Origin of the sequence: Streptomyces vilmorinianum, assembly GCF_005517195.1 — a bacterium.
Classification (GTDB): domain Bacteria; phylum Actinomycetota; class Actinomycetes; order Streptomycetales; family Streptomycetaceae; genus Streptomyces; species Streptomyces vilmorinianum.
Window position 1 is genome coordinate 6,851,578 of the sequence record NZ_CP040244.1, and the last position, 15,820, is coordinate 6,867,397.

Sequence of the window (15,820 nt, forward strand, 5' to 3'; positions counted from 1 at the left end):
AACGCTGGCTCGCCGCCGACCGCATCGGCCTCCTGAGCCCCAGGGACCTCATAGGCCCCACGGGACGCCCATTGGCCCCGGACCCTGGAGAACAACCTTGCTGCTGTCCGACTCTCCCTCCTGGCGGGCCGCCGCCGCGTGCGCCGGCCTCCCTCCGGCCGTCGTCTTCTCCCGGCGCGCCCAGCAGGCGGCCCCGGCCCTGCGCGCCTGCGCGGTCTGCCCGGTCCGCCGTGAGTGCGAGCAGGCCGTCGCACCGGCGGAGAGCTGGTTCGACGGCGTCTGCGCGGGCCGCCTGTGGCGCAACGGCCGCCCTGCGCCCGCGGCACGTACGTCACGTACGGCGAAGGCGGCGCGGGTTCGTCCGGCGCCGGGCGCGACGGCCGGTGCGGCGACGGACGCCGTGGCCCGTGCGGCGACGCCGGCCGGCACCGCGGAAGCCGCCGCGGTCCGTGCGACGACGGCGACCCCAGCCCTTACGGAGGCGGGCGCCGCAGACCGTACGGCGACGGGAGCCGCGGGCGCGGGCGCCATCACCTCCACACCCTCCACCGCCGGGAGCGTCCGTGACTGACCGCGCCATCGACCGCATCCGCACCGACATCGCCCTGTGGACCGCCTCGCTCGTCCGCCAGTTCCCCGAGCTCGCCGAGGAGCTCGCGCCCGGCCGCCGCTCCCCGTCGGGCACCGCCCCCGCCGCGCCGCACCCCGGCCGGGACGAGCTCATCCGCGAGGAGCGCCGCGAGGCCCTGCTCCTCCAGCAGCGGCACGGCCTCGTCGTCCCGGGCCACGGCGCCGCCCCGATCCGGCTGCACATATCCGACGCCATCCGGGACATCACCGACGGCGTGGTCGAGCTGGAGGAGGCGGTACGCGCCCGGCTCGGCCTGCCGCGCCCCGGCCGGGCCCCGGTCGTCGAGCGCCTGCGGCGGACGACCGCGCTGCTCGACGACATCGCGGCCCACCCCGACCTGGCCCGGCACGTGCGCGACGAGCTGCGCCGGATGGCGCGCCGCTGTGCGCGGACGCTCGGCGACACGGAGGCGGTGGTACGGGTCTCGGGGCGCTGCCCCTGGTGCGACTCGGTGTCGCTGCGGGCCTTCCCCGACCGGCGGGCCGTGCTGTGCGTCAACCCGGCCTGTACGTGCGCCGACGAGGAGTGCGGCTGCCAGGACGACCCCGCGTACCGCCATCTGTGGCCCGAGGCCGAGTGGGGCGACCTGGCGGACGCGGCGGGCTGCCGTACCGAGGAACTCGAAGCCGCGATGGAGGAGACCCCGTGCTGAAGACCCTGTCGCTACCCGCCCTGATCCCGGGACCGCTCGCCGCGGAGGAGGCGGGGGTCGCCCCGGCGACCATCCGCAAGTGGGTCCAGCTGGGCCATCTGAGGGCCGCCGGCAAGGCCGGCCGGGCGCAGCTCTTCCGCCTGGAGGACGTCTTCGCCGCGGAGCGGGCGGCGCGCAGGAAGCCCCGCGCCTCCGTCTGACGCCTGCCCGTGCCCCACCGAGCGCCCCCTGTCCGCCCCGGACAGGGGGCGCTCCGCGTTTCCCCGCGGCCCGACGGCGGCGCCGTACCCGGGCGCGGCGACGCCGACCCACGAGGACGTGCGGCACACCGTGGTACGCCGAGGTCACCGGCGCCCGGCGTCGGCCGGACCGCGCGCGGCGAAGGGCCCCGGGGGCCGCGGCGAGGGCCCCCGGGCCCCGTTCCGTAACCCGCTCCGCGAATTAGTTGCGTGCGCGCACGCTCTCTGTCACAGTTGGTGCAGCGGCGGAGCTGTGCCCGCGAGTCGGGCCGCAGCTCCGCCGTTCGCTGTCCGGGTGCGCTCCCGTGCCGTGCGCCCCCCTTCCCCGCGGGAGCGCCCCGGCAGCGGCTCACGCCATCACGCTCCTGAGGAGAACCGTCATGACCACTCCCCCGAGTGCCTTCCCAGACGTCGAGAAGCTGGTCGTCGACGTCCTCAAGGCCGCCCCCGCCCTCGCCGGCGCCACGGTCGCCGTCACCCCGCCGGCCGGCTTCGACGGCACCCAGAGCGCCGTCCTCGTGAACCGGCGCGGCGGCGCCTGGATCGGCGATCAGCACGTCGACATGCCGGTGATCGAGTTCGAGGTGTACGGGCCGACCAAGAACGCCGCCCACATCCTCGCGAACGCGGCCCGGCAGGCGCTGCTCGCGACCCTCGGCAAGCAGGTCGGCAGCAACGTCTTCCACGACGTCGAGGAGCAGGACGGCCCGCGCTGGATGCCCGACTACCTGTACCGCGGCGCCAACCGTTACGTGTGCCTCATCCGGCTGTCCGTGACCGTCTTCTGACGGACCGGCGCCCAGCCGGCGCGCACTCGACCCCACAGACCAGGCCCTGCCACCCGGCGGGGCCTTTGCCGTACCCGGGCCCGACGCCCGGGGCGGTGCTCTCTCATCACCCTCTCACCAAGGAGAAACCCCACCATGGCAGGTAACAACTCCGCCGAGATCCGCGTCGCAGGCATCGGCAAGCTCTACGTGGCCAAGGTCGGCACCGCCGCCCCGGCCTTCGGCAGCGGCGACTCCGCCGCCGACTGGACCGGCTGGACCGACCTCGGCTTCACCACGGGCGACGGCGTCACCTTCTCGAAGAAGGACAAGCTGGAGGCCATCGACTCGTGGCAGTCGGTCTCCCCGATCCACTACATCTACTCGGCCCGTGACCTCTCGCTGAAGTTCTCCATGCTCCAGTTCAACGAGGACACGCTGCCGTTCTTCATGGGCGGCGGCAAGGTCGAGGCGGAGCCGGCCGCGTCGACGGAGACGTACAAGTACGAGATCGCCGAGCGTCCGTACGCCGACGCGCGCGCCCTCGGCCTGGAGTTCACCGACGTCAAGGCCGGTGGCACCACCGCGGTCACGTACCGCTTCATCATCCCGCGCGGTCAGGTCACCGCCTCCGACGACATCAAGCTGGCCCGTAAGGCGGCGTCCACGCTGGGCGTCACCTTCAGCGCGATGTCGAACGGCGACAGCAAGCCGCTGGCCACCTTCCTCATGAAGGACAGCCAGTACGGCGCGGCGGTCTGATCCCTCTCCCCCGGGGCGGGACGGCGGACCGCTGTCCCGCCCCGCCCCTTCTCCTCTTCACTCACTCGAACAAGGAGTACGCATCACCATGGCCCGTTTCGACGTCAACGCCGCCCGCGCCCAGCGCCAGGAGGCCCACGGCCACGCCTGGTCCTTCGAGCTGGACGGCGAGAGCTACACCCTTCCGACCGAACTGAGCCGCGCGACCGCCAAGGCGCTGCGCAAGCTCGACGACAACGACGTGGACGGCCTGCTCGCGCTCCTGATGGGTGAGAAGCAGTTCGCTCGCTTCGAGCAGCACGACGTGACGATGCAGGACATCGCCGCGATCCTCGAGGCCTACGGCCGCGAGACCGGGCTCGGCCTGGGGGAAGACTGAGCCTCGTCGAGTTCGTCGACGAACACGCCGAGGCGCTCGAGGCGGACCTCCTCCGCTACTACGGCGTCGACCTCCTCGACTGGCACCGTGGTGAACTCTCCAGCCGGCGCGTCCTCGCGCTGATCAAGCACCTGCCCACGGACAGCGCCGTCCAGCGCGAGATCCACGGGGAGGCCGCCGAGTGGTCGATCAGCGACCATCTGCTCGCGGCGGCGGTGGACCATCTGGCCGTCGCCAACTGGATGTTCACGTGCGTCAACTCCGAGGAGGGCGACCAGCCCGATCCCCCGAAGCCCGTTCCCCGTCCGGGTGCCACCGACGAGGACGGGGAGGGGCGGGACGAGGACTCCCCGGAGGGGGAGAGCGCCGGCGACGGGGTCTCCCCCGGAGCCCTCGCCCGGTTCTTCGGCTGATGCCACTCCCCCACGGCCCCCGGGGTCCGTTCCCGTCAGGGATCGGTCTCCGGGGGCGCTTCCTGTGCTCGGTCGACCAGCTCCTCCTCCAGGGCCCTGGCCCGCTCCGAGAGGCGGCGCCCCTGCGCGCGCGAGTCCGGTTCGCCGGCCCCGGCGCTCCGGCGGTCGCCGCCGGATCCGGGCTGCACGGGAACGCCGAGCGGCGGCACTATCGGGCGCCCGCCCTTGCCGCGGACGACCTTCCGTACCGGCTGCGGGGCCCGGCGCGCCCGGACGTCCTGGGCGGTCGGCAGTACGTCCGGTGCGAGGGCGGACTCGTCGGCCCGGGGGCGGGAGTGCTCGTCGTCCGGCGGCGCGGTCGCGTGCTGGAGTTCCAGGTCCGGGTCGGGCCGGGGCTCCACAGCGGGATCCGGGTCGGGCTCCGGCCGTCGTTCGAGGAGCTCGCGCTCGCTGCGTATCCGCTCCTCGGCCTGGAGCACGGCGACCGGCGGTTCGAGGAAGCGGGCGAAGGGCAGTGGGATGACCCTGGCGCCGTCCTCGCCGCCTTCCGTGCGCCGCTGGGGACGGCGGATTCCACGCGCGTCACGTTGTCCCTGCGCGTAGGCGTCGGCGACGCGCTTCTCGTACTCACGGCGTATGCGCGGGAGTTCCTCCGACATCGCCTCGGCCCAGCCGGCGGTGAAGGCGGCCGTCTCGCGCCGGTCGATCTCGGCGCGGGAGACCACCACGAGGTCCTCGGGCGCGTATCCGGCGACGTGGACGAGTTCGGACAGCCGCGCGAACAGATGAGGCAGATCGGGATTCATCTCGAGCCAGTCGATGATCTGCGCACGGCGTCTGGCGCCCGGCTCCCTGTCCATGCGTAAGCACTGCCTTCCAGCCCCCCAGGGTCCCCTCGCGCCCCCGACACCCTTGGCCCCCCGGACTGGTCCGGTCCAGGGAACGTGGATCCAGCGTACCCGGTCGGCCGAAGCCCCCATGATCCAGTCCAACCCGACCTGAACATGTGCGTGCAGACGGACCGTCAGGCGATTCGCGCTCGACAAACCCCGAACGGGTGTTCCACACTGCATTCGCACAGAAGTTCGAAAACGTGGCGCCCCCGCTCCTCACTCCGCAGCGCCGCCACGCACGCACGGGCAAGCAACCGGAAGGCAGGCGTCCATGACTCAGCAGGCCGAGGCATCGCGACCGCACATCCCGCTCCAGGACCGCCTCCGCCAGCTCCTCGACGGACCCGTCGCCCTCGACAAGAGAGCGTTGCTCGGCACGCTGTACGCCGAGGTCACCCGCCGCGAGACCCTCGCGTACGCGGCGGGCTGGAACGACGCCGCGGCCGAACTCCGTCGCACTCCCCGTCAAGCGACGGAACGCGACTCCCGGCGACCGTCGGGGGCCTGACAGATCGCCGGCCTGTGCGTACGGTCGCGAACATGACGAGCAAGACAGTCCTGGGTGTCTTCTTCATCCTCATGTTCGGCTTCGTCCTCGTGGCCGCCGTCCATGAGTCGTGGCGCCGGATCCGGCTGCGGGGCAGGGGGGTTCGGGCCACGGCCAGGATCGTGAGGTTCGAGAGGTCCGAGGACACCGACGGCACACCGCGGTACTCCCCCGTGGTCTCCTTCACTCTTCCGGACGGCTCGGAGATCAGCGCCGAATCCCCGACGGGAACCCCACACACCGAAACAGGGAGCGTCGGGGACCTGGTCGAGATCGTGTACGACCGGCACCGGCCACAGCACGTCTACCTCCCCGCGCTCGACCCGGGGTACGGCGGCTACGGCTCCATCCTGACCATGGGCATCCTCGCCGTCCTGGCGATCGCCGCCCTCGTCACACTCACCCGCGAACTCATTCCCTGACCGACACATCTCCAGAAGTCGAGGACCCGGCCCGTGAGGCCGGGTTTTTTCATGCCCTTCTCATCCGAGGACGAGGTGACATGCCGCGAGATCTACCGGCGTTGGACGCTGCGGTCCACACCATCGAGACGACCACGGTCCCGGCGGTTGGGACACTCCAGAACGACGTCAGAGACATCAGGGCGAAGCTGGGCAACCTGCCCGCTCCCCCGGGAAAAACCGTCGCCGACCGACTGACCACGATCGAAGCGCAGATCGTGGCGCTGTCCGACAACATCAAGCTGGATCGACAGATCTTTCTCGGCTACGCGATCGCCGGAACCATCGTCAAGTTCGACGTCCAGGCCATCAAGATCGATCTGACCCTGCTCAAGAAGATCGACGAGAAGAACGTCTGGCTCCTCAAGAAGCCGATCGACCAGCTCCAGAAGGGGTTCAAGGCGCTCACCAGCAAGGGAGACGGAAGCGTCTGGCGGTGGCTGAAGGACCAGATCCGCAGACAGGCGGCGGCCGAGCGGAGGAGTCGGGAGGAACAGGAGAAGCGGGAGGCGGACAAGAAGAAGAGCCACGAAGAGCGCCTGCAGGCACACATCCGGGATCTTCCGCGCAAGGTCGCCATCAACACCAGGGACATCGACAGGATCCTCGCCGCGCTGAAGGGCGCGGGCGCGAGCGCCAAGGCAGCACGTGACGACCGGACCGGACTCCGTGCGAACCACAAGGGCGTCGACGCCAAATCGCCGTCGATCGGCCCCGTGGCCAAGGACGTGAAGAACCTGCGCAGCTCGGTGGACGAGCTCATCAGGTCACTCGGCTCTCTCTGACGAACAAAACAACCGCGAAGTGAGGGAGACATGTCTCTCGTTAAGTCGCTGACATCGACCTCCGGCGCTCTCAAGGGGTTCAAGGACAGGGCGGCGGACGCCGCTCGCGCCACCGACGGCATCCGCCAGAAGGCGACCGCCGGTGAGAGCGGGCTCCGTGCCCTGAGAACCTCCGCGCAGGGAACAGCTGGTCAGCTGAAGAACCTCAAGACCGCCTCGGACCAAGCCGAGCGCGCCATGGCCAGGGCCGGCCGGACCGGCCAGTCCGCCGGGACCAAGCTCGGCAAGTTCGAGTCCGGCGCGAACAAGGCAGCCAAGGGCCAGGACAGGCTCAACAAGTCCATGAAGGGCAACTTCCTGGCCCGTCTGATCGAGCTGTTCATGCCGCTCATCGAGAAGATCGTCGAGATGGCGATGCGCTCGAAGACCATGCAGACGATCATGAAGAAGGCCTTCGGCGCCATCAAGACCGTGATCAGCTCGGTCATGAAGGCCATCGGCCCGATCATGAAGAAGGCCGGCCGGCTGATCAAGACGGTCTGGAACGGCATCAAGAAGGCCGTCTCCACCGTCGTGAAGGCCGTCGCCACCGTCATCAAGACCTACGTGAAGATCTGGAAGACGGTCATCACCACGGTCATGAAGGCGATCAAGACGGTCATCAGCGCCGTCTGGAAGGGCATCAAGGCCGTCATCACCCCGGTGGTGAACTGGATCAAGACCGCGATCCCGAACGCCTTCCGGGCCGTCAAGGACAAGATGTCGTCCATCTGGAACGGCCTGAAGGACATCGCGTCCCGGGCGTTCAACGGCATCAAGAGCGGTGTGTCCGGCCCGATCAACGCCGTCATCGGCCTGATCAACCGGATGATCGGCAGCCTCAACCGGGTCAAGGTCAGCGTCCCCGGCTGGGTGCCGCTCGTCGGCGGCAAGACCTTCGGCGTCAACATCCCGACCATCCCCATGCTCGCCACCGGTGGTGTCGTCATGCCCCGCCACGGCGGTGTCCCGGCGATCCTCGCCGAGGCCGGCGAGGCCGAGGCCGTCCTCCCGCTCTCCAAGCTGGACCGGCTGCTCGCCCTCACCGCCCGCCGTGCCCGCATGGCGGCGCACACCCAGGCGGGTCGTGGCGCCGGCGCCGGACTGCACATCGAGCACTACCACGCGGCCCGCGGCAGCGACCCGCAGTCCACCGCGGACGCGCTCATGTATCTGGCGAAGGCACGCGGATGAGTGCGGCCATGGCCATGCCGCTCAATCCGCTCGCAGGCACCGCGTCGGCGTTCAGCGCGTTTCGCCGGAACACCGCACAGGCGAACGGCGCGGTACGGCGACTCAAGGAGGTCGTCCAGCGGGCGGCCGGCGGGCTCGCCCGGCTCGGCACCGGAGCGCGGACGGCGAGCACCTCCGTGCGCACCTTCGCCCAGAACGCCTCCGGCGGCGCGCAGTCCCTCGGCAAGCTCGGCCGCTCGACCGCCCACCGCGGCGTCAAGACCCTCGGCACCCGGGCCGGCCGCGCCAGGTCCGCCATCGGCAAGGTCGGCACCGGCATCGGCGGCATCCTCGCCATCCTGGCGCCGATGCTCCCCGTCGCCGACATCGTCACCGGCCTGATGAGCACCTTCGGCACCGTCATGACGGTCGCCGCCGTCGCCATGACGGCCGTCAACGTCGCCATGCGGGCCAACCCGATCGGCTTCCTCGTCGGCCTGATCGTGCCCATCGCCGCGTACCTCATCGAGTTCGCGATGAACTCCGAGACCGGTCAGCGGATCATGAAGCAGATCTTCCAGCAGGCCCTGAAGGCGGTCCAGGCGATCTGGAGGTTCATCGGCCCGTTCGTCAAGACGATCGGGACCGCGGTCGGGACCTACTTCAAGGGCTATCTCGCCCTGATCACCGGGGTGATCAAGGTCGTCGGCTCCGCCATCGGCGGGATCTCGAAGATCGGCTCCGCTGTGTCCTCCGCGTCGAACGCCCTGCGCGGGATCGCCTCGCGGACCATCGGCGGGATCAAGAACGCCGTCCGGCCGATCCTGACCTTCGTCACCGACAAGATCCCCGGCTTCTTCCGTACCGCCAAGAACGCGGTCAGCGGGGCCCTGCGCGGGATCGGCGACCTCGTCAAGGGCGCTCTGAGCGCCGTCGTCGGCGTCGTCAAGGGGCCGATCAACGGTCTCATCGCCTTCGCCAACTGGATCATCGACGGGCTCAACAAGCTCAGCGTCAACATCCTCGGCAAGAAGTTCGGCGTCGACATCGACAAGATCCCGATGCTCGCCGAGGGCGGTGTCGTCTTCCCCGGCGCCACCGACGCGCCGCGCATCGATCCGCTCACCGTGCTCGAGAACCGTCGCGTCCCGGCCCTCACCGAGCCGCCCCGACCGCCGCACCGCATACGGGACTTCCACGAGGAGCCCGGCGCGGGCCCCCGGTCGGCCGCAGAGGACCTGCTCTTCCTCGCGAGCGCCCACGCCTGAGCCGGCCCACCCCTGACACCCCATCAGAAGTGAGGTGACGGCCCCATGGCCGAGACCACAACCGCATACGCCGGAAACGCCTACACGACCGACCACGCGCCCGGCTCACTGATCACCCAGGACGGGCAGATCCAGTGGGCCGGGCTTCTCATCGGCCCCGGCACACCGTTCGCCGTCGACCGCTCCGGTCTCAGCGGCTGGGAGGACCTGCCCGAGTACGACTCCTCCGACGCCGACCGGCCCACCTCCCACGGCGCCTGGCCGGGCTCCCGCTACGCCAAGCCGCGCAAGGTCGGCGGGACGATCGTGCTGATGCCGGAGTACGACGCCGCGACCGAGGCCATCCGTGCCCTGCGGCAGGCACTCGCCCTGCTCGACGAGGAGCGCTGGCTGACCGTACGCCTGCACGGCGAGCTGCTCGCCGTACGCGCGCGGATCGCCCAGCGCGTCGTCCCCGCCGACCAGGGCTTCGCCACCCAGGGCAGCTCCAGGATGTCCGTCCAGTGGCTGGCGGCCGACCCACGCCGCTATGTCGTCAACGAGCAGACCGCCACCACCACGGCCCCGCAGCCCGAGTCCGGACTGACCTGGCCGCTGACCTGGCCGCTCAACTGGGGACAGGCGACGAGCACCGGCGACGCCATCGCCGAGAACACCGGCTCCGCGCCCACCCACCCGGTGATCGTCTTCCGCGGCCCCTGCTCCATGCCGACCGTCACCGAGCGGTTCAGCCGCCGCCGGCTGCGGTACGCGATCGACCTGGCCGCCGGCGACGAACTCGTCGTCGACACCGCCAACGGCACGGTCATGCTCAACAACACCGCCTCACGCCGCCACACCGCCATGGCCGACTCCAGCCCGGAAGAGCTCTTCACGCTGGAGCCGGGCCGGGCCGAGCTGTCCTTCCGCCCCGACGAGGCGACCCCGGACGCGCTGATGACGGTCCGCTGGCGCAGCGCCGAGTGGTGACCTCCCGCAAGACCGCCCCCTCGACCGAGAGGTAGAAGACCATGACCGTACGGGCCGCTTGGCTCCAGCCCACCGGACAGACCCGCGAGGACACCCGCCTCACCCTCGCCGCCCTGCTCACCCCCAGCGGCCAGAGCGCCGGCGAGACGCCGCTGCGCTCGCGGCCGGGCATCCTGCCGGGGGGCTTCGTCCTGACCGGGACCGCGCCCATGCAGTGCGTGATCGGCACCGGCCGCGCGATCGTCCAGGGCAAGGACACCAACCAGGGCGCCTACCTGGTCGCCGCCGTCTCCCCCGAGACGCTCACCCTCGACGACGGTGACCCCCAGTACGACCGGATCGACCTGATCGAACTCGCCGTCGTCGACGACGCGTACGACAAGACCGGGGCCACCGAGGCCGTCGTACGCCTGGTCAAGGGCACCGCGCAGCCCGCCCCCGCCGCCCCGGCGAGCGGCCCGGGCAGCACCCTCCCGCTCTACACGGTCACCGTGAAGGCGGGCACCTCCGCGGGCACCGGCGGCATCGCCTGGACCTCCGGCGGGGTCACCACCCAGCACTGGCCGGTCGTCGCGCTCGGCGGAATCATGCCCACCAGCGGCTTCAAGGGCGCGTACGTCGGCCAGTACAGGGACGCGGGCGGCATCCTCCAGCGCTGGGACGGCGCGACCTGGATCTCGTACCCCAAGGCGATCGGCGGCATCGCGCCCAGCACCGTCTCGACCGGCGGCTACACCGGCCAGTACCGCGACAACTCCGGGATCCTCCAGCGCTGGGACGGCTCCGCCTGGCAGTACGCCGAGGGCCGGTCGAGCATCCTCTTCAGCGCCTCGCAGTCCTTGTCGGGCCAGGCGCAGAGCGTCGCACCCAACACATGGACCCCGCTCACCCTGCCGACCGTCGACGTGGACGACTCCGCCGGCTGGAACGGGACCGACACCTACGTCGTGCCCCGCTCCGGCTGGTGGCGGATCTCGGGGCACGCCGTCTGGGCCAACGACGCCCAGACCGGCATGCGCGGCGCCCGCGTCCTGGTCAACGGCGCCGGCCTGCCTCGCACCACCTGGCTCACCCCGGCGGCCAACGGCGCCGTCGTCGTCGGCGGCCAGGGCCTGATCAGGCTCACCGCCGGCAACACCGTCCAGCTGGCCGGCTACCAGAGCCACACCGCGGCGGTGAAGACGCTCGGCGGCTCCGGCTACGCCTGCACCCTCTCCGCCGAGTGGATCAAGTCCTGACCCCCGCCTCCCTCTTCCTCCTCTGATTTGGAGAACCCATGAACCTGCGCAGCAGCTGGGTCGCCGAGACCGGCCAGACCCGCGAGGACACCCGGCTCAACCAGATCGGCGCGACCACGCCGGTCAACCCCGTCCAGATCCGCTCCGGCATCCTGCCGGGCTCCTACAGCGGCCAGTTCCGCCTCTCCGGCTTCTGGATGTCGGGCTCCGCCGCCATGTCGGCGACGATCGCCGACGGCCGGGCCGTCATCCAGGGCGACATCTCCCAGGGCGTCTACCCGGTGTCCCTGCCGACGTCCCAGACGGTCACCTTCGCCGCGGGCAACGACCAGTACGCCCGCGTGGACCTGGTCGTCCTCAGGGTCTACGACAACCTCTACGACGGGCTGACCCGCAACGAGGCGACCATCGAGGTCCTCCAGGGCAAGCCGGACCCGACCCCGCAGGCCCCGCAGATCCCGGCGCGCAGCCTCGCCCTGTACGAGGTGACCGTCCCGGCCGGCGCCAGCGCGGGCAACGGCGGCATCCCCTGGAACACCGCGCTGAAGGACCTGCGCACCCCGGTCGTCTCCGTGGGCGGCATCCTCCCGGTCGAGGGCCAGGTCTTCCCCGGCGCCTACCCGGGCCAGTTCCAGGACTCCGGCGGCGCCCTGCAGCGCTGGGACGGCGGCGCCTGGGTGCCGTACCCGTCGGCGCTCGGCGGCATCATCCCGAACAGCGCGAGCACGCTGACGGCCAGCTACACGGGCCAGTACCGGGACTCGGCGGGCGGCCAGCTCCAGCGCTGGAACGGTTCGGCGTGGGCGCCCGCCGTGCCGGGACCGTACTTCACCGGCTCCAACGACGCCGGCTACACCACGTCGACGACCTACACCCCGACCCTGCTGGACAAGGAGACCACGAATCCGGTCACGCTGACGTTCACGGCCCCGCCCTCCAAGGCCGTCCTGATCAGCTTCGGGTCCAGGTCGCTCTCCGCCAGCGCCGACCACTACGCGTACATCAGCGTCAAGGTCACGCAGGGCTCGACGGTCGTCTGGGAGCCGGACGACGAGCGCTCGGCCGTCTGCGCCAGCGTCCACTACACCTCGGTCGGCACGGTCCAGCGCCTCACGAACCTGACCCCCGGCGCAAGCTACTCGATCACGGTGATGCACCGGGTCGTCGCCAACACCCTCAACCTCAAGGCCTGGTTCGACAACGTCTACCTGCGCGTCGACCCGCAGAACTGACCGTCCGCCCGCCCGACAGGAGTCACTCCCATGCCCGTACGCTCCGGCTGGCTCACACCCACCGGTCAGACCCGCCAGAACACCCGTATCACCGCCCTCGGCGCGACCACCCCGGTCAACCCCCTCGCCTCCCGCTCCGGCATCCTGCCCGGCACCTACGACGGCAAGTACCGCGTCGGCGGCCTGTGGATGGGGTCGAGCGGGCCCATGACCGCCACCGTCTACCACGGCAGAGCCGTCATCCAGGGCCGCACGACCGACGGTTCCTACCCCGTCGCGCTCGACGAGGACATCACCATCACCTTCGGCGACGGCGACCCGCTCAACCCGCGCATCGACCTCGTCGTCCTGCGCGTGTACGACAACGACGCCGACGCCCTGGGGAAGTACGAGGCCGGCATCGAGATCATCAAGGGCGAGGCGGCGCCCGCCCCGGTGCCCCCGACCGTCCCCGACCGCTCGCTGGTCCTGTTCACCGTGAAGGTCAAGGCCGGAGCGTCCGCCGGGACCGGCGGCATCGACTGGGCGGGGGGTGCCGCCACCGATCTGCGCACCACGCTCGTGAGCGCCGGCGGCATCCTGCCCGTCTACAACAACGCCGGGGTGCCCGGCGCCTACCCGGGCCAGTACCAGGACAACGACAACGCCCACTTCCTCCAGCGCTGGGACGGCACCGCCTGGGTCGCGTACCCGAAGGAGATCGGCGGCATCGCGCCCAGCGGCACCGTGTCCACGGGCAGTTACGCCGGCCAGTACCGGGACGCGAACGGTGTCCTCCAGCGCTGGAACGGCACCGCCTGGGTGAACCACCAGCCTCCGGTCGAGGTGGAGACCACCAACACCGGCGCCACCGCGGCCACCGGCTGGACGCTGTCCGGCTTCGCGGCCCGCAGGACCCGCGGCGTGTGCACCGCCTCCGTGACGGTGACCCGCGCCGGCGCCGACCTGACCGCCACCACCGCCGGCAACCTCAGCCCCGACGAGCTGGTGTGCACCCTGCCGGCCGGATGGCGTCCCGCGATCGAGTACGAGGCCACCGGCACCGACTTCTACGGCTCCGGCGCCTTCACCTTCTCGCCCGGCGGGCAGGTCCATGTGCGCACCTGGTCCGGCAACGGCGTCCTGACCGCCGGCCGGCCCCTGCGCATCACCGCCACCTACGTCCAGTGAAGGGAGTCCGATGAGCCTCGAAACGCCCTACCGGGCGATCTTCTGCGACCTGGTCACCGACCAGACCATCGACATCCTGCCGCTGCGGGACGTCCAGTTCGACGACTACATCGGCAAGGCCGGCTCGCTGTCCGGCACCGTCCCCATCCCCGACCAGGCCATCGCCGCGCGCGCCCGCAAGGTCGAGGAGGGCCGCACCGCGATCTACCTGGAGCGCGGCGGGGACCTGTGGTGGGGCGGCATCATCTGGACGAGCACCCTGCAGAGCAGCGCGCGCGGGGTACTGACCCTGGGCATCCAGGCCGCCACCTTCGACTCGTACGCGGCCCGCCGCCGCATCCGCAAGGACATCACGCTCCCCTCGGAGAGCGACCAGCTGGCGCTCGCGCGGATCCTGTGGCAGGAGCTCCAGAAGGAACCCGGCGGCAACATCAAGGTGACGTACGGACAGGAGGTCTCCGAGGTCACCCGGGAGGTGTCCTGGCGGAACGGGGACGAAACCCTCTACTCCGAGGCGCTGGAGCAGCTCGCCGCCCTGGAGAACGGCTTCGAGCACCAGATCATGGTCTACCGGGACCCGGTCACCGGAGAGCGGATCCGCCGGCTGCGGCTCGGCTTCCCCAAGATCCGCACCGGCGCCACCGACCTGGTCTTCGACCGGCCCGGCACGATCCTGTCGTACTCCTTCCCGCGCGACGCGACCCGTGGCGGCACCACCGCCGTGGCCCGTGGCGCGTCCGTCAACACCAACGCCGCCGCCGAGTCCCGGCCGCTGTACTCCACCGAGGCGGTGGCGCAGGACCTGATCGACGGCGGCTGGCCGCGCATCGACCTGTCCTCGGACCACAACGAGATCACGAGCAAGGGCACGCTGAACTCGCTGGCCGCCGCGAACCTCGCCCAGACCCGCGGCGCCGTCGTCATCCCCGCGATCAGCATCCGCCTCGGCGGGGTGGTCCCGCCGGCGCTGCTCGGCCGTTCCGCCCGGATCCGGATCACCGACGAGTGGCATCCGCAGGGCCTCGACGCCCGCTACCGCATCATCGGCGTCAAGGTCAGCCCGCCGGAGCGGGGCCGCCCCGACACCGCCGAGCTCTACCTTGAGGAGGCCTGATGCCCCAGCTGCCCGAGGACATCATCGACCGGCTCGTCCAGATGGAGCGCCGGATCCAGGCCCTGTCCACCGCGGTCAACACCCGGCCCGCGCTCAACGAGGTCATCGACGGCGCGCTCACCGTGCGGCGGACCGTCGACAACACCGTCAACACCATCCTGCAGATCGGCAGCAGCACCGCGTCGAACACCAAGCCGGTCATCCGGATCAACGACGGGTACAACCACGAGATCTTCTCGGACGACATCCTCACCGGCGGCCTCGCCCGGCCCTGGCTGGCGCTGCTGCCGCCGCAGGACGTCAACCAGGCCCGCTGGCCGTCCACCACCGCGACCGCGTTCACCGCCATCGCCCGCTCCGCCAACCCGATCTGGCAGCCGAAGCTGCGGCTGGTCCTCAACACCCGGGTGTCCAGCGGGGCCACCGGCCAGGTCCGGGTCATGGTCGACGGCGCCCAGTTCGGCCCGACCGTCAACGCCGGCACCACCTTCGACCACACCGGCCCGGTCACCACGGACATGCAGTCCCGCTTCGGCTCCACGATGACCGTGGAGGTCCAGGCGATGGTCAGCAGCGGCGGCACCGTCTACGCCCAGACCCACCTGATGCACGGCACGCAGACCTGACCAAGGAGCCCCCATGACCCCCGACCCGACCCAGCCCTGGGGCGTGGCCATCGACTACGCGGGCCGCGCCACCCTCACCGAGAACGGCCACACCCTCGACGTACGGATCTACGACAACACCCTCGGCGGCGCCCTGGAGCCGGACCCGCTGACCGGCCAGTACCCGGCGGTGTACGTCACCGCCCAGGTCGCCGAGACCGGTGACGCGGGCGCCGCCCTGCGCGGCTTCGGCCTGGAGATCGTCAACGCCCAGGGCGGCACCCCGGCCGCGCCCGACCCGGCCGCCGTACAGCGGGCCGTCGACACCGCGCTCGCCGACTTCGAGACCCGCCGCGCCGCCTGCGCGGCCCTCTGCGCGGCCTGGGCACCCGCACCCGCGCCCGCGCCCGCCCCGTAGAGAACGTCCTCGCCCCACCCGCACGTCCGCCCGCCCGCGTGCGGGCCTTTTTCATGCCCGGAGGA

21 protein-coding genes are annotated in these 15,820 nt (G+C 71.2%); 19 read left to right on the plus strand and 2 right to left on the minus strand.

Going from position 1 to position 15,820, the window contains the following annotated elements:
- Nucleotides 1-97: 97 nt before the first annotated feature.
- The 6 genes from FDM97_RS31780 to FDM97_RS31805 all read left to right on the plus strand — a co-directional run bounded on the left by FDM97_RS31780 (nucleotide 98) and on the right by FDM97_RS31805 (nucleotide 3,430).
- Nucleotides 98-571: a WhiB family transcriptional regulator gene (locus FDM97_RS31780; protein ID WP_175439304.1), complete on the plus strand. Its 474-nt coding sequence runs from the start codon at nucleotides 98-100 to the stop codon at nucleotides 569-571.
- Nucleotides 564-1,283, plus strand: coding sequence for a hypothetical protein (locus FDM97_RS31785; protein WP_137993949.1), 720 nt, complete (start codon nucleotides 564-566; stop codon nucleotides 1,281-1,283). The genes FDM97_RS31780 and FDM97_RS31785 overlap by 8 nt, the downstream gene beginning before the upstream one ends.
- Complete coding sequence (locus FDM97_RS31790) at nucleotides 1,277-1,483, plus strand: MerR family transcriptional regulator (RefSeq protein WP_254705820.1); 207 nt, start codon at nucleotides 1,277-1,279, stop codon at nucleotides 1,481-1,483. The genes FDM97_RS31785 and FDM97_RS31790 overlap by 7 nt, the downstream gene beginning before the upstream one ends.
- Nucleotides 1,484-1,902: 419 nt before the next feature.
- Entirely contained in the window at nucleotides 1,903-2,310 is a 408-nt protein-coding gene (locus tag FDM97_RS31795; RefSeq protein WP_137993950.1) for a hypothetical protein, read from the plus strand.
- A gap of 135 nt (nucleotides 2,311-2,445) precedes the next feature.
- Complete coding sequence (locus tag FDM97_RS31800; RefSeq protein ID WP_137993951.1) at nucleotides 2,446-3,051, plus strand: phage tail tube protein; 606 nt, start codon at nucleotides 2,446-2,448, stop codon at nucleotides 3,049-3,051.
- Between the two features lie 88 nt (nucleotides 3,052-3,139).
- On the plus strand, nucleotides 3,140-3,430 hold the full coding sequence (locus FDM97_RS31805) for a hypothetical protein (RefSeq protein WP_137993952.1): 291 nt from the start codon (nucleotides 3,140-3,142) through the stop codon (nucleotides 3,428-3,430).
- On the opposite strand, the gene FDM97_RS31810 is transcribed toward FDM97_RS31805, so the two are convergent.
- Nucleotides 3,391-3,654: a hypothetical protein gene (locus FDM97_RS31810; protein ID WP_137993953.1), complete on the minus strand. Its 264-nt coding sequence runs from the start codon at nucleotides 3,652-3,654 to the stop codon at nucleotides 3,391-3,393. The genes FDM97_RS31805 and FDM97_RS31810 overlap by 40 nt on opposite strands.
- On the opposite strand from FDM97_RS31810, the gene FDM97_RS31815 reads away from it, so the two are divergent.
- On the plus strand, nucleotides 3,646-3,843 hold the full coding sequence (locus FDM97_RS31815) for a hypothetical protein (RefSeq protein WP_432816266.1): 198 nt from the start codon (nucleotides 3,646-3,648) through the stop codon (nucleotides 3,841-3,843). The genes FDM97_RS31810 and FDM97_RS31815 overlap by 9 nt on opposite strands.
- A gap of 35 nt (nucleotides 3,844-3,878) precedes the next feature.
- Here FDM97_RS31815 and FDM97_RS31820 read toward each other — a convergent pair whose 3' ends face one another.
- A complete protein-coding gene (locus FDM97_RS31820) occupies nucleotides 3,879-4,703 on the minus strand; it encodes a hypothetical protein (protein WP_137993955.1) in 825 nt (274 codons plus the stop codon).
- A 304-nt stretch (nucleotides 4,704-5,007) separates the two neighbouring features.
- Here FDM97_RS31820 and FDM97_RS31825 point away from each other — a divergent pair, with 304 nt between their 5' ends.
- The 12 genes from FDM97_RS31825 to FDM97_RS31880 all read left to right on the plus strand — a co-directional run bounded on the left by FDM97_RS31825 (nucleotide 5,008) and on the right by FDM97_RS31880 (nucleotide 15,755).
- Entirely contained in the window at nucleotides 5,008-5,244 is a 237-nt protein-coding gene (locus FDM97_RS31825; RefSeq protein WP_137993956.1) for a hypothetical protein, read from the plus strand.
- A gap of 32 nt (nucleotides 5,245-5,276) precedes the next feature.
- On the plus strand, nucleotides 5,277-5,705 hold the full coding sequence (locus FDM97_RS31830) for a DUF3592 domain-containing protein (RefSeq protein WP_137993957.1): 429 nt from the start codon (nucleotides 5,277-5,279) through the stop codon (nucleotides 5,703-5,705).
- Nucleotides 5,706-5,785: 80 nt separating this feature from the next.
- Nucleotides 5,786-6,529: a hypothetical protein gene (locus FDM97_RS31835; RefSeq protein WP_137993958.1), complete on the plus strand. Its 744-nt coding sequence runs from the start codon at nucleotides 5,786-5,788 to the stop codon at nucleotides 6,527-6,529.
- A gap of 30 nt (nucleotides 6,530-6,559) precedes the next feature.
- Complete coding sequence (locus FDM97_RS31840; RefSeq protein ID WP_137993959.1) at nucleotides 6,560-7,762, plus strand: phage tail protein; 1,203 nt, start codon at nucleotides 6,560-6,562, stop codon at nucleotides 7,760-7,762.
- Nucleotides 7,759-9,009, plus strand: coding sequence for a phage tail protein (locus FDM97_RS31845; protein WP_137993960.1), 1,251 nt, complete (start codon nucleotides 7,759-7,761; stop codon nucleotides 9,007-9,009). Before FDM97_RS31840 ends, FDM97_RS31845 begins: the two co-directional genes overlap by 4 nt.
- Before the next feature lie 45 nt (nucleotides 9,010-9,054).
- Nucleotides 9,055-9,978 carry a phage distal tail protein gene (locus tag FDM97_RS31850; RefSeq protein ID WP_137993961.1) on the plus strand — a complete coding sequence of 308 codons (924 nt, stop codon included), beginning with the start codon at nucleotides 9,055-9,057 and terminating at the stop codon, nucleotides 9,976-9,978.
- Between the two features lie 41 nt (nucleotides 9,979-10,019).
- Complete coding sequence (locus FDM97_RS31855) at nucleotides 10,020-11,216, plus strand: hypothetical protein (protein ID WP_137993962.1); 1,197 nt, start codon at nucleotides 10,020-10,022, stop codon at nucleotides 11,214-11,216.
- A 38-nt stretch (nucleotides 11,217-11,254) separates the two neighbouring features.
- On the plus strand, nucleotides 11,255-12,448 hold the full coding sequence (locus FDM97_RS31860) for a hypothetical protein (RefSeq protein WP_137993963.1): 1,194 nt from the start codon (nucleotides 11,255-11,257) through the stop codon (nucleotides 12,446-12,448).
- A gap of 30 nt (nucleotides 12,449-12,478) precedes the next feature.
- Nucleotides 12,479-13,618, plus strand: coding sequence for a hypothetical protein (locus FDM97_RS31865; protein ID WP_137993964.1), 1,140 nt, complete (start codon nucleotides 12,479-12,481; stop codon nucleotides 13,616-13,618).
- Between the two features lie 10 nt (nucleotides 13,619-13,628).
- Nucleotides 13,629-14,732: a hypothetical protein gene (locus tag FDM97_RS31870; protein WP_137993965.1), complete on the plus strand. Its 1,104-nt coding sequence runs from the start codon at nucleotides 13,629-13,631 to the stop codon at nucleotides 14,730-14,732.
- Nucleotides 14,732-15,358 carry a hypothetical protein gene (locus FDM97_RS31875; protein WP_137993966.1) on the plus strand — a complete coding sequence of 209 codons (627 nt, stop codon included), beginning with the start codon at nucleotides 14,732-14,734 and terminating at the stop codon, nucleotides 15,356-15,358. The genes FDM97_RS31870 and FDM97_RS31875 overlap by 1 nt, the downstream gene beginning before the upstream one ends.
- Nucleotides 15,359-15,371: 13 nt before the next feature.
- The gene (locus tag FDM97_RS31880; RefSeq protein WP_137993967.1) at nucleotides 15,372-15,755 is read left to right on the plus strand and encodes an ATP-binding protein; all 384 of its coding nucleotides are present in this window, start codon (nucleotides 15,372-15,374) and stop codon (nucleotides 15,753-15,755) included.
- The last annotated feature ends 65 nt before the right edge of the window (nucleotides 15,756-15,820 follow it).

Excerpts from the sequence above, each read along its gene's own strand:
- FDM97_RS31795 (WP_137993950.1), top strand. The coding sequence starts at position 1,903 with ATGACCACTCCCCCGAGTGCCTTCCCAGACGTCGAGAAGCTGGTCGTC.
- FDM97_RS31800 (WP_137993951.1), top strand. The coding sequence starts at position 2,446 with ATGGCAGGTAACAACTCCGCCGAGATCCGCGTCGCAGGCATCGGCAAG.
- FDM97_RS31805 (WP_137993952.1), top strand. The coding sequence starts at position 3,140 with ATGGCCCGTTTCGACGTCAACGCCGCCCGCGCCCAGCGCCAGGAGGCC.
- FDM97_RS31810 (WP_137993953.1), bottom strand. The coding sequence starts at position 3,654 with ATGGTCCACCGCCGCCGCGAGCAGATGGTCGCTGATCGACCACTCGGC.
- FDM97_RS31820 (WP_137993955.1), bottom strand. The coding sequence starts at position 4,703 with ATGGACAGGGAGCCGGGCGCCAGACGCCGTGCGCAGATCATCGACTGG.
- FDM97_RS31825 (WP_137993956.1), top strand. The coding sequence starts at position 5,008 with ATGACTCAGCAGGCCGAGGCATCGCGACCGCACATCCCGCTCCAGGAC.
- FDM97_RS31830 (WP_137993957.1), top strand. The coding sequence starts at position 5,277 with ATGACGAGCAAGACAGTCCTGGGTGTCTTCTTCATCCTCATGTTCGGC.
- FDM97_RS31835 (WP_137993958.1), top strand. The coding sequence starts at position 5,786 with ATGCCGCGAGATCTACCGGCGTTGGACGCTGCGGTCCACACCATCGAG.
- FDM97_RS31840 (WP_137993959.1), top strand. The coding sequence starts at position 6,560 with ATGTCTCTCGTTAAGTCGCTGACATCGACCTCCGGCGCTCTCAAGGGG.
- FDM97_RS31845 (WP_137993960.1), top strand. The coding sequence starts at position 7,759 with ATGAGTGCGGCCATGGCCATGCCGCTCAATCCGCTCGCAGGCACCGCG.
- FDM97_RS31850 (WP_137993961.1), top strand. The coding sequence starts at position 9,055 with ATGGCCGAGACCACAACCGCATACGCCGGAAACGCCTACACGACCGAC.
- FDM97_RS31855 (WP_137993962.1), top strand. The coding sequence starts at position 10,020 with ATGACCGTACGGGCCGCTTGGCTCCAGCCCACCGGACAGACCCGCGAG.
- FDM97_RS31860 (WP_137993963.1), top strand. The coding sequence starts at position 11,255 with ATGAACCTGCGCAGCAGCTGGGTCGCCGAGACCGGCCAGACCCGCGAG.
- FDM97_RS31865 (WP_137993964.1), top strand. The coding sequence starts at position 12,479 with ATGCCCGTACGCTCCGGCTGGCTCACACCCACCGGTCAGACCCGCCAG.
- FDM97_RS31870 (WP_137993965.1), top strand. The coding sequence starts at position 13,629 with ATGAGCCTCGAAACGCCCTACCGGGCGATCTTCTGCGACCTGGTCACC.
- FDM97_RS31875 (WP_137993966.1), top strand. The coding sequence starts at position 14,732 with ATGCCCCAGCTGCCCGAGGACATCATCGACCGGCTCGTCCAGATGGAG.
- FDM97_RS31880 (WP_137993967.1), top strand. The coding sequence starts at position 15,372 with ATGACCCCCGACCCGACCCAGCCCTGGGGCGTGGCCATCGACTACGCG.